The organism is Pedobacter psychrodurus (assembly GCF_032678585.1).
Lineage (GTDB): Bacteria > Bacteroidota > Bacteroidia > Sphingobacteriales > Sphingobacteriaceae > Pedobacter > Pedobacter psychrodurus_A.
Map to the genome: position 1 here is coordinate 1 of NZ_JAVTSN010000066.1, position 12,700 is coordinate 12,700.

At 39.0% G+C, this 12,700-nt stretch carries 9 protein-coding genes; 5 read left to right on the top strand and 4 right to left on the bottom strand.

Going from position 1 to position 12,700, the window contains the following annotated elements; translation table 11 throughout:
• Positions 1-190: 190 nt before the first annotated feature.
• Complete coding sequence (locus R2S57_RS27895; RefSeq protein ID WP_316848200.1) at positions 191-3,235, bottom strand: protein O-mannosyl-transferase family; 3,045 nt, start codon at positions 3,233-3,235, stop codon at positions 191-193.
• A gap of 216 nt (positions 3,236-3,451) precedes the next feature.
• On the bottom strand, positions 3,452-6,478 hold the full coding sequence (locus R2S57_RS27900; RefSeq protein ID WP_316848201.1) for a DUF2723 domain-containing protein: 3,027 nt from the start codon (positions 6,476-6,478) through the stop codon (positions 3,452-3,454).
• A gap of 370 nt (positions 6,479-6,848) precedes the next feature.
• Here R2S57_RS27900 and R2S57_RS27905 point away from each other — a divergent pair, with 370 nt between their 5' ends.
• From R2S57_RS27905 to pth, 3 genes are all read left to right on the top strand, one after another.
• Positions 6,849-7,790, top strand: coding sequence for a ribose-phosphate pyrophosphokinase (locus R2S57_RS27905; protein WP_316848225.1), 942 nt, complete (start codon positions 6,849-6,851; stop codon positions 7,788-7,790).
• 143 nt (positions 7,791-7,933) lie between these two features.
• The gene (locus R2S57_RS27910) at positions 7,934-8,518 is read left to right on the top strand and encodes a 50S ribosomal protein L25/general stress protein Ctc (RefSeq protein WP_316848202.1); all 585 of its coding nucleotides are present in this window, start codon (positions 7,934-7,936) and stop codon (positions 8,516-8,518) included.
• Positions 8,519-8,680: 162 nt separating this feature from the next.
• Positions 8,681-9,241: an aminoacyl-tRNA hydrolase gene (gene pth / locus R2S57_RS27915; protein ID WP_316848203.1), complete on the top strand. Its 561-nt coding sequence runs from the start codon at positions 8,681-8,683 to the stop codon at positions 9,239-9,241.
• 677 nt (positions 9,242-9,918) lie between these two features.
• On the opposite strand, the gene R2S57_RS27920 is transcribed toward pth, so the two are convergent.
• Both R2S57_RS27920 and R2S57_RS27925 read right to left on the bottom strand, forming a co-directional pair.
• The gene (locus R2S57_RS27920) at positions 9,919-10,584 is read right to left on the bottom strand and encodes a tetratricopeptide repeat protein (RefSeq protein WP_316848204.1); all 666 of its coding nucleotides are present in this window, start codon (positions 10,582-10,584) and stop codon (positions 9,919-9,921) included.
• A gap of 124 nt (positions 10,585-10,708) precedes the next feature.
• Positions 10,709-11,101 carry a hypothetical protein gene (locus tag R2S57_RS27925; protein ID WP_316848205.1) on the bottom strand — a complete coding sequence of 131 codons (393 nt, stop codon included), beginning with the start codon at positions 11,099-11,101 and terminating at the stop codon, positions 10,709-10,711.
• A gap of 120 nt (positions 11,102-11,221) precedes the next feature.
• Between R2S57_RS27925 and recF the strand changes: the two genes are divergently transcribed.
• Both recF and R2S57_RS27935 read left to right on the top strand, forming a co-directional pair.
• Positions 11,222-12,325 (top strand): DNA replication/repair protein RecF, encoded by a 1,104-nt coding sequence (gene recF, locus R2S57_RS27930; protein WP_316848206.1) that lies wholly within the window; start codon positions 11,222-11,224, stop codon positions 12,323-12,325.
• Complete coding sequence (locus tag R2S57_RS27935; RefSeq protein ID WP_316848207.1) at positions 12,318-12,608, top strand: DUF721 domain-containing protein; 291 nt, start codon at positions 12,318-12,320, stop codon at positions 12,606-12,608. Before recF ends, R2S57_RS27935 begins: the two co-directional genes overlap by 8 nt.
• The last annotated feature ends 92 nt before the right edge of the window (positions 12,609-12,700 follow it).

Sequence of the window (12,700 nt, forward strand, 5' to 3'; positions counted from 1 at the left end):
CTCACGCTCGTTTCTAACGAGCGTGTAAATAACTGGTCGTATTTACGACCTGTAATGACAAATTAAATTTAGGCTTTCTACGATAGAATCGTATAGCTATTATTGCACTAGTTAGAAACGAGCGCAAACATCAAACAAAAAAGCAGCTACAAATTAATGCAGCTGCTTTATAATCTATTTTCAGATCCGCTTATTGTTGCGGGCCTTGTTGTGGGAAGAACATCGATAAACGGCCTTCTAAAGTATTAAATGTTTTCTGTAGCTTATCGCTTAACTTATCCTGACCAGCGGCTTTACTCGTTTTGATCATTCTGTCCAGGTAGTATAAGCCAGTTTGGATATTCTGCGATCCGGTTAAACCTTTAGACTGAGAAATATCAGCAAGGTAGTTAAGCTCCTTAGTGATATAATCTCCAGATTTATCTAAAATATCATTCGCTCTGGCGGTTTCACCTAGTTTATATAAGTTTTCGGCCATATAAAACTTCACTACAACCGTACGAATGCCGAAGAATTTATCAGCTGGCATTACGGCAAAATATTTATCCACTACTTTTTTAGCCTCATCAGTTTTGCCATCTTTAATCAGGCTACTGGTTAAGCTACTGAACAGGTTGGTGAAAATGAAAGTATCGTCTGATGACTGAGGATCTAAATATTTAGCGGTTTTCATATTTCCCCACTTAAATTTAGTCATCAGATTATTATACAGAACCGGGGTATTCAACTGTTCTGCTCTGTCGTCAGATACTGTGGTGTCCGCTTTAAGCGGTAATAAGCGCAAAGCTAAACCCTCGCTGTATAAATACTTATCTAAACCGTTGTATTGTTCAGAAGGCACTGTAGAAGCGAAATAAATAGGACGTTTCCAGTTATTATGTGCCAGGATATCGAACATTGCCAAAGTTCCTTTGGTAACATAACCTTTATTAAACTTCCAGTCCATTTCTGTCGCGATTTTTGACGCATCAGCAGCAGGAACGGTTCCTGTGCTTACCACTTGCTGTGGATCAATGGTAATCTTAAGGTTTTTGGTTGGCAAGAAGTTAGATTTTGTGCCATCCTGCATCGGTACTTTATCGCTCTCATCGTTTGATAATAACAGATCAACTACGTTTTTAAGCTCAATACTTCCGGCAATTTTATAATCATCGTATGGCATTACATCCCTTTCGCCCTGTACATACTGCTCAGGTTTCATTGAAATTGGCAATGGTGCCGATTCGTTTTGCTTTTGTCTTAAGCCATTGATATACCAATCCGTATCAAATAAACTCAAGTTTACAATACGCACATCAGGACGTACATTCTCTACCTCCTGGATATACCAAAGTGGGTAGGTATCGTTATCCCCATAAGTGAATAAGATGGCGTTTGGTGCGCACGATTGAAGATAATCTAAAGCAATATCATGCGGAACCAATTTGGTCGAACGATCGTGATCGTCCCATCCCTGCTCTGCCATAATTACTGGGGCAGCCAGTAAACCAATTACCGTTGCGCCAATGGCACCAGCGGTAGGACTTACTTTTTTAAATACCCATTCTTTGATAGCGAGCGCCCCGAGGCCAATCCATATGGCAAAGGCATAAAACGATCCTACATAGGCATAATCCCTTTCACGAGGCTCTAATGGCTTCTGATTTAAATACAATACAATGGCGATACCGGTAAAGAAGAATAATAAACCTACTACACCTGCATCTTTCTGATTGCGTTTGAAATGCCAAACAGCACCGATAATTCCTAAAATCAATGGTAAAAAGAAGAAACGGTTGTACGCTTTATTGTCGACTGTTGATGGCGGCAAATGACTTTGATCGCCACGCAACCAGGTATCAATGGGTTTAATACCACTGATCCACTCGCCTTCAAATCCGCTTCCCTGACCTTGTTCGTCATTCTGGCGGCCAACAAAATTCCAGAAGAAATAGCGCATATACATGTAACCAATTTGGTAGCTCGCTAAAAAGCCAACGTTATCAACCAGGTTAGGATGTTTCGCATCATCTAAATGCATCCATTCTTTGTAAAAACCAGCATGTTTAGGGTCATCGCTATACATACGTGGCAATAAAGTGTTGTTGCTATACTCATAATCGGTTTTTTTACCTGCTACTTCGTATTTTTCTTTTCCTTTCCTCCAGATTGTTTTTCCTTCAGTAACGCCTGTTCTTTCCGAGTTATAGTTCGGGCCATAACCCAATGGTCTGTCACCATATTGTTCACGGTTTAAGTAACTTAAGAAGGAGAAAGCATCTTTAGGCGCACTGTTATTTAAGTTCGGATCTGCCTTAGCCCTAATGATGATCATTGCGAAAGATGCATAACCGAATATGATTAAAACAGTAGAGATTAAACCTAAGTTTAATAATTTCTTTTGGTGTTTGATCGAATAACGGATTCCCCAAACCAATGCGCCGATTAATAAAATAGCGAAGAACATCACGCCTGTTCCAAAGCCCATGCCCAGTGTATTCACAAAGAACAGATCGAAATAAGCACCAAACGAAACCAGGTATTGGATAATGCCATATTGAATTACGGCCAGAATCAGAATACCAACAATAAGGGTTTTTAAAATTCCAGAAGTGGTTGCTTTATCAGTTCTTTTGAAATAATAGATAAATGCAATTGCTGGTATGGTTAATAAGTTTAATAAGTGGATACCGATTGATAAACCCATGATATAGGCAATAAACAATAACCAGCGGTCGGCCCTTGGTTCATCAGCATGTGCTTCCCATTTAAGGATCGCCCAGAATACAATTGCGGTAAATAACGATGATTGTGCATAAACCTCCGATTCTACAGCAGAGAACCAAAAACTATCAGAGAAAGTATAAGCCAGCGCACCAACGGCACCTGCACCCATAATGCTGATCAATTTGCCCGTAGTCAATTCTTCGCCAGCTTTTAACACTGTTTTTTTTGCCAGGGCGGTAATTGTCCAAAATAAGAATAAGATAGTTGCCCCACTCGCAACAGCCGAACCTACGTTCATCCAATAAGCGATTTTGGTTAAATCGCCAGTTGCAAAAATCGAAAAGAAACGTTGCAGCATTAAGAATAACGGTGCACCCGGTTGGTGAACAACCTGCATTCTAAATGCTGATGCGATAAATTCACCGCAATCCCAAAAGCTTGCAGAAGGCTCTAAGGTTAAAACGTAAGTTAGTGTAGCAATTAAAAAGCAGATCCAGCCTACTATATTGTTAACTTTTGAATAATTCATTGGTTTGTTTAATGATATTAAAAATTGTTTTCACATAAAAATGCTGCCGAAATTAACTATTCTAGTCGATAAAACTGGTAAAATTTCCGATTGATTTAACAATTTTTAACGGCATAAGCCTATTAACATAAAGGATTTTAATCTATTTGCAAATTAAAAACCCATAAACAGAAATGTAAAATCTGCCTATGGGTTAAAATTTAGAATGTTTTTATCCTAACCGGTTGCATATGGGGTAAAACGGATAATCAGATCGTTATACTGTTTTTCGAGGCTTTTGCTTAAGCCATCCTGTTTAAATACATTGGTTAATTTTACCATCTGGCCTAAATAACCGAGGTAAAAACGTACGTCCTGCTCTGCTGCCAGCTGGTTATTGCTTTCCGAAACATCAGCAAGATAATTCAGTTCCTTGTTTACATAATCAGCCGTTTTTTTGATCATCGCGTTTGCACGGTTCAGGTCGTTTAAGCGGTATAGGCTTTCGGTAAAATAATAGGTACTCATTACCTGGCGCATGCTGTGAAATTTAACAGGGATCACTTCAAAGTATTTGTTTGCCATGGTTTTGCTTTCTGCAATTTTACCCTGGTTGATCAGATCGTTTAATGCACTGTTAAACATATTGGAGATCCTGGTTACATCATCGGCAGATTGTCTGTCCAGATGATTTGCATTTTTAATATTTCCGTAAGCATAAACATTCATCAGGTTGTTGTACAAAGGTTTGATGTTAATACGCTCATAATCCTGGGTAATGGCCGTATCTGGTTTTAATGGCAGCAATCTTCTGTTCAGACCTTCCGAATAGAGATATTTATTCAAACCGAGATATTGCTCATCGGGCATGGAACCTGTAAAATAAATCGGCCGCTTCCAGTTGTTATGTACCAAAATATCGAATAAAGCCAAAGTTCCTTTGGTTACATAGTTTTGGTTAAATGTCCATTCCATGCTGTCTGCAATTTTGCCGGCATCTTCTTTTGGCACCGTACCAGTATCTAAAACCTGTTGCGGACTTATTTTAAGTTTCAGGTTTTTGGTAGGCAATACATTATATTTTGCCCCATCGTTCATGGCTACTTTATCTTCGTCATGATCGGAAAGGAGAACATCTAAAATTTCCTGTAACTCGATATGCTGGGCAATTTTATAATCCTGGTAATACATAATATCCCTTGTACCTTCCACATATTGCCCAGGTTTTAAAGTGATGGGCAAAGGGGCCGATTCGTTCTGCTTTCTCCGCATGCCATCGATATACCAGTCGGCAGTAAATAAGCTCAGGTTTACCACCCGCACATCCGGACGTACATTTTCTACCTCCTGCGCATACCAAACCGGATAAGTATCGTTATCGCCATAAGTAAACAAGATGGCGTTGGGCGCACACGATTTAAGGTAATTTACCGACATATCCCGTGCTTCATGGCTATCAGAACGATCGTGGTCGTCCCAGCCCTGGTTGGCCATAATAATCGGGGCGCCGAACAATGCTACAATTGAAGCAAAAATACTCGCCCGTGCAGGTGTTAGCTTTTGGAAAACAAAATCTTTTATTCCGAATACCCCTAAACCGATCCAAATGGCAAAAGCATAAAACGAACCTACATAAGCATAGTCCCTTTCACGCGGTTCTATAGGTACAGAGTTTAAGTAGACTACAATGGCAATGCCCGTGAAAACAAATAGTAAACCGATAACGCCTGCATCTTTTTGATTGCGTTTAAAATGCCAAACTGCACCGATTAGGCCGATAATTAGAGGCAAAAAGAAAAACCTGTTGTATGCTTTGTTCTCCACAACAGATGGTGGCAGGTTTTTCTGACTGCCCAACCTTATCGCATCTACAGGTTTAACGCCACTAAGCCAGGCACCGTCTGTACCGCCGAACTGGCCATCTTCGTTGTTTTTTCTCCCTACAAAATTCCACATAAAATAACGCATGTACATCTGCCCGGCCTGGAAAGAAAACATGTATTTTAAGTTGTCTATTAATGTTGGTTTATGTTGGTCATCAAAGCCCATATAATTTTTATAAAACCGAATATGCTCTGGTTTATCGCTGTACATACGCGGCATTAAAGTTTTACTGTCGTAAACGTAAGCCGATTTTGTTCCGGCAGGCTCGTATTTTTTGTCGCCCTTGCGGAAAATTTCCCCCGTTTCCTTAATATCGATTTTTTCTGAATTGTAATTTTCGCCATATAACAACGGCCTGTCGCCGTATTGATCGCGGCCTAAATACCTCGAAAGCGAGAATACATTGTCTACATTATAGTTATTGAGGTTGGGTTTGGCCTGTGCCCTGATTACCAATAATGCAAAAGAACTGTAGCCGAACAAGAGGAGTACGGTAAATAACAAAATCAGGTTTAAGGCTCTTTTATGCTTGCGGATGGAGTAACGGATGCCATAAACTAAACTTCCAATTAATAGAATAGCAAAAAACAATATACCTGTACCAAACCCGAGGTTCATCGTATTTACAAAAAAGTAATCGAAACTTGCCGCAAGTGATACGATATATTGGATAATGCCAAATTGCACTACTGCCAATGCCACAATCGAAACAAAAAATACTTTTAAAATACTTTGCCAGGTGGGAGCAGGGTTCTTTTTAAAGTAATAAACAAATATTAAAGCAGGAATGGTAAGCAGGTTTAAAATATGTACACCGATTGAAAGCCCCATAATGTAGGCTACAAAAAGTAACCACCGGTCTGACTTTGGTTCATCAGCCTGCGATTCCCATTTTAATATGCCCCAAAATACAATGGCACTGCAGAGCGACGACATGGCGTAGACCTCAGCTTCTACAGCCGAAAACCAGAAACTGTCAGAAAAGGCATAGGCCAGTGCGCCAACTAAACCAGCGCCCATAATACCGATGATTTTTTGATTCGTCATTTCTTCGCCTTTTTTGATGACGGTTTTTTTGGCCAGTGCAGTGATCGTCCAGAATAAAAAGAGGATCGTACCTGCACTTGCAAGGGCCGAAGCTATATTGATGAAATAGGCAACTTTAGTTTTATCGCCAAAAGCAAGGGCCGAAAATAGCCTTTGAACCATCGATACGATAGGAGCACCTGGTTGGTGTACCACCTCCATTCGGAAGGCTGAAGAAATAAATTCGCCGCAATCCCAGAAACTTACAGATTGATCTAAAGTTAAGATGTACGTGAGCGCGGCAACGAAAAAACAGAGCCAGCCTCCGATGGTGTTGATCCTTGAGTAATTCATAGTTTAATTTTAGTCTTTGATAATAAATGATTTAAGTGGTTCGCAATAAAAAAAGTCGTAGAAAAAAATAAAATGTTGCACCAGATATGATGATTTTTTTATCTTTGCATCGCAAACAGGAACAGCGGGAAAGAAATTAAAAATATTTTAAAATCACTCTTGCATATTTAAAATAAGGTTCCTACATTTGCATTCCCTTTCGAGGAGAATATCCTTGAGAAGTTTTTGTCCGATAGTATAAGGGTAGTACAACGGTTTTTGGTACCGTTTGTCTTGGTTCGAATCCAGGTCGGACAACGAAAATTTAATGTCGGATCATGTTTTAAATAGACATGATCCGATTTTTTTTAACCGTAAACTACACGAACCCATGCCATTGCAGTTTAACCCGGTAAAGCTTTTTTCCGGAACAGGTTCTAAGGGATTATCACTTAAGATTGCCGAACATTACGGCAAACCACTTGGTAGCGTAACCATTCACAAATTCAGTGATGGAGAGTTTCAACCTTCCTTTGATGAGTCAATCCGTGGTAGCGATGTTTTTCTAATCCAGTCTACTTATCAGCCCAGCGATAATTTAATGGAACTTTTGCTAATGGTTGATGCCGCTAAAAGAGCATCAGCACATTATATTACCGCAGTAGTTCCTTATTATGGTTTGGCCCGTCAGGATAGAAAAGACAAACCTCGTGTAGCAATCGGCGCCAAATTGGTAGCTAACTTATTAAAATCAGCAGGTATCCACCGCATTATGACGATGGATTTACACGCTGCCCAGATACAAGGTTTCTTTGATATCCCGGTTGATCACTTAGATGGATCGGTAATTTTTGTACCTTATATCAAAAGCTTAAACTTGAAAAACCTAACTATTGCATCGCCTGATATGGGTGGTTCGTATAGGGCACGTACTTTTGCCAAGTTTTTTAATGCTGAAGTGATTATTTGCGATAAACGTCGTAAACGTGCCAACGAAATCGAATCAATGTCGATTATCGGTGATGTTACCGGACAGGATGTAGTATTGATCGACGACATCTGCGATACCGCCGGAACCTTATCAAAAGCCGCGGCTTTGATTATGGAAAACGGTGCAGCAAGTGTAAGGGCGGTTTGTACACATGCCGTATTATCGGGCAAAGCAATAGAAACGATAGAAAATTCGGTATTAACCGAACTGATCGTTACGGATACTATCCCGTTAAAACAGGAAAGTCCGAAAATTAGGGTGCTAAGTACAGCAAGTTTATTTGCAAGGGCAATTGCCAATGTAAACGAACATGGCTCAATTAGCGACTTGTTTAGAGTATAGCGTTAAGCGTATTGCGATCAGCGTTAAAAACGCCAAACGCAAAACCAAAAGAGAGTTTAATAAGGTTGAAGGTAGGATTTAAAGACTAAATGTCTTGATACTTGTTACTTGATACCGAACACTAATAAATAAATAAAAATAAAATGAAAACAATCGCAATTAGCGGTTCTCCAAGAGAGAACGTAGGGAAACGCGATGCCAAGGAACTTCGTTACGAAGGTAAAGTTCCGGCGGTATTGTATGGTGGAAAAGAGCAACAACACTTCGCAGTAGTTATTGCTGATTTAAGAGATGTTATTTATACCCCGGATGTAAACTTTGTAGAGATCGAGGTTAATGGAGCTAAAACTAAAGCTATCGTAAAAGATACTCAGTTCCACCCACTTACCGACGTATTAATGCACATCGATTTTCTTCAGTTATTCGACGAGAAAGAAATCGTTATGGAAATTCCGGTTAAATTAGCAGGAACTTCTCCAGGTGTTAAAATGGGGGGTAAATTAATCCAGAAATTACGTAAACTACGCGTTAAAGCATTACCAGCTAATATGCCACAAAACGTAGAAGTTAGCATCGAAAAATTAGAAGTGGGTAGTTTAGTTCGTGTTCGTGACCTTAAAGGTGATAAATACGTAATCACTAACACTCCTGAAGATACGATCGTTTCTGTTGCAATGTCTAGAGCATTAAAACAAGCAGAAACTGAAGCTGCTAAAGGTAAAAAATAATCAGGATTCTTAAGATTTCCTGATTTCAAGATGAAGCGTTTCGATTTAATTCGGAGCGCTTTTTTTATTTATATGAAGTTAATTCCGCCAAACGCTTATCGCTAACCGCCCAGCTCCCATAATCCATTTTCCATCTTCCATTAAACATTTTATATTTGCGCCATGAAATATCTTATAGTAGGCTTAGGAAATATCGGACCGGATTATGCACATACCCGACACAACATTGGTTTTGATATTGCCGATGAACTGGTTAAAGGTTTAGGTGGCAGTTTCGATAATATCCGCCTGGCTTATTATGCTGAAGTAGGCTTTAAAGGCAAAAAGCTTCATGTAATTAAGCCAACTACCTTTATGAACCTAAGCGGTAAAGCGGTAAACTATTGGATGAAGGAGTTAAAAATAGCACCAGAAAATGTGCTCGTTATTGTTGATGATCTTGCATTACCTCTGGGCAAGCTAAGGTTAAAGCTGCAAGGCTCCAGCGCTGGTCATAATGGCTTAAAAAGCATTGAAGAGGTTTGTGGCGGCCAAAACTATGCGCGTTTGCGTTTTGGTATCGGCAGCGATTATCCGAAAGGCCGACAGGTAGATTTCGTATTGGGTTTATTTGATAAAAATGAACAATTGGAACTTCCTGCGTTAATTGATAAAAGTGTAGAACTGATTAAAAGTTATGTTACCATCGGGCCTGGCCACACCATGACGGCTTTTAATAAGTAAATTTTGAGGTTAATCGGTTAACTGTTTAAATCGCTTAACTGTCCATGCTGTCATCCTGAGCGCAGCGAAGGATCTTTTGTTAGAAAGTATATTCCGCCTTCTACAGACAATAAGTTTAAACTTATATGTCCTCAAATGCCTTATATGGTAATAGACAGAAGGGAATATCTCTATTTCGTTGCGCTTCAATTGACGACGATGCTAATGGGATTTTTTAATAAGCGTGTAGTAGAAAAAAGATCATTTGAAGAGCAATTGCAGAAGCTCTTTTGGATGTTCGCCCTGCTTTTCATTACAAGTCCGTACTCGTACCTCGTTTACGGGCTTTCCATTTCAATCAGGTCTAGAAAGCAATGTCTTTACTACTATTAAGGGCTGAATGGCATAGTTTTATATAGATTCACTTCACAGACCATCTGATCTGCAACTTGCTTTTTCTCTGGAGTCTGCACCCCCAAAGAGTACCACCAGTGGCGCCACCTAAACCTGATTTCCAGAAAAAAGAGATGATTATTGAAAGAGTTTGTCTATCGTTTGGTGGGCCACCAAACAGGGAGTGAGGCGGGTGTCATCCTAAGCCGTAGTTGAAAGATCAGCAACCGCAATTACGAAAAGCTTTTAAACAAAAAAAGACCATCTTCCGATGATCTTTCCAGTAAATATGTTTAGTTAAATGATTATTTAACTTGTTCTTGAGCCCTTGCAATGTAAGCATCAATTAATTGCGCTTCTGCACTCTCAGGATATTGTGTTTTTACTTTAGTATAAGCATCAACTGCTCCTTTAAAATCTTTTAGGTTTTCATTCACCAAACCTAATTTCTTTAAAAACATTGGTGAAGTAAACTTGCTTGCTTTATCAGCGGCTTTCTTGTAATAAGTAGAAGCTTGTTTAAAGTCTTTCAACTCGCTATATGCATCACCCAATAAACCTAAAGCCAATGGATCTGCAACCGGACTACCAGTAGCGCTGTATTTGCTTAACGATTCGATCGCTTGTTTGTATTCGCCTTTACGTAAATAGATACCACCTAAATAAAGGTTAGCCAGGTTTGCCGATTTAGTGTTATCATATTCTTTTGCAATCTGTTCTAAGCCTGGGTAGCCACCTTCGCCTTTAACTGCTTTGTTCGATAATGAATCTACACCAACATACTGCTCTGCTTTGTACATTTTGTTAGCGGCTTCTTCAGCACGGCCTTTTAAATAAAAGCCTTGATACCAAAGATATATTAAAACTAATAAAACTACAGCACCTGCAATAAACAGTAAGCTCTTATTGTTCTCTTGTAAAAATGAACCTTTTTTAGTTGGTTGAATTGTCTGGTTATCTGTTGTAGACATGTTTGTTTAAAAAAATTAAGAACGCAAAAATACATTTTTCAATCAAAGTATCAACCTTTATTTTGAAGTATTTGATTAAACATTAGTTATTTAGGGGTACAGAACTGTAAAATGGCCGCGATAATTAGCGCAACAAGCTAATTAAGGTGTTAAACCAGGTTTGGTTATCGCTGAAAATGCCTGTATGATTAATGACCAGATATACAGTTTGGCTTTCAGAACGGCTAATGGTTGAGCGTATTCTGATGGGTTGCCAAAATGCACCGAAGTTTTTTGCAGATGAAGCAGGAAAAAGATCATCAAAACCCATATAAACTTCCTCTATGTTTGATAGTGGAAGTTCCAATTGCTCATCTCCGGTAATAAAAAGACCATTTGATGCCAATAGGATACTGCCCTCATGATTGTGGATCGGCTTTAAAAACGAAAATAAACCAGCGATTTTTTTAATCCAGCTTGAGCTTTTTTCATTGGTCAGTTCATGATCATAAGACCATAGAACATTTCCCTCTAACATTTTTTGTGCAACCATCTAATTTTCCTTGGTATGAAAGTACAGTTTTTTTAAATGTTATTAACGTTTATTTTAAACAATGGATGTTAAGAGGCTAAAAAACGGTAAATTTGTGACATATTTATGTGGTTAAAAAACATTACCCTTCTAAATTTCAAGAACTATACCGATGCGGATCTTCATTTCTCGGAAACGGTAAACGTTTTTACGGGTAATAATGGCTCAGGTAAAACGAACATGCTCGATGCCATTCATTACCTGTGTCTGTGTAAAAGTTACTTTAATCCCATCGATAGTCAGCAGATTAAAACCAACGAAGAAGTTTTTATGATCCAGGGCGATTTTGACCGCAATGAGAAAAACGAAAAAATTTCCTGTGGGGTTAAACGCAGTCACAAAAAGCAGTTCAAACGCAATAAAAAGGAATACGATAAACTGGCCGATCACATTGGCCTCTTTCCGGTAGTAATGGTTTCACCTTATGATGTCAACCTGATTATGGAAGGCAGCGAGGAGCGTAGAAAATTTATAGATAACGTGATTTCACAAACTGATGCACATTATCTCGATCAGTTGATTACCTATAACCGCATTTTGTTAAACCGGAATGCCTTATTAAAACAGATTGCCATTACCAGAAAGTATGATCCTACGTTGCTCGAAATTTTAGACGAACAACTGGTTTTTGCAGGCAATAAGATATTCGCCATCCGCAAGGCATTTATGGATGAGTTTATTCCCTTGTTTAACCAGTATTATACCTACCTTACCGATAATAAGGAAACGGTGGAGCTGAATTATCAATCACAGTTGAATGAGGCTACTTTCGAAGAACTATTGAAGAAATCAGTTGAAAAAGACCGTGTGCTGGAGCGTACCACAACTGGTATCCATAAAGATGAACTCGCTTTCGTAATCAGCGGGATGCCTTTAAAAAAGTTTGGTTCTCAAGGGCAGCAGAAATCTTTTTTAATTGCACTAAAAATTGCCCAGTACGCTTACCTTGCCAGGAACAAAGGATTTAAACCTTTGCTTTTGTTGGATGATATTTTTGATAAGCTGGACGATAACCGCGTTCAAAAGTTAATGCAAATGGTTTCCCACCATGATTTTGGGCAGATATTTATTACAGATACAGGAAGAGAAAGAGTGAAATCAATTTTTGAAAAAATAGAAGTTGATGTAACTTTGTTCGAAGTTGATAACGGAACCATACAAAATGCGTAAACCCAATGATGTTACAGTAAAGGATGCCATCAGCAAAATGCTGGATGTATACCGTTTGCGCCGTAAGTTCGATGAAACCTCTATTTTATCGATCTGGCCTGAGATTATGGGCACGGCCATCGCCAACCGAACCAAACAGATCTATATCCACGATAAAAAACTGTTTCTTCGTATAGAATCATCGGTGATCAAAAACGAACTGGTAATGGTACGGCAGGGAATTATCCAGAAACTGAACGAACATGCGGGTAGTCAGGTCATCACCGAAATGATTTTTTTATAGGCATCATAAAAGGGCATAAGATTTTCGCTTATACCCTTAATATTTTAATGAGGACTAAGTCTCCCTATTCAGGACTATAGACTCAGGACTCC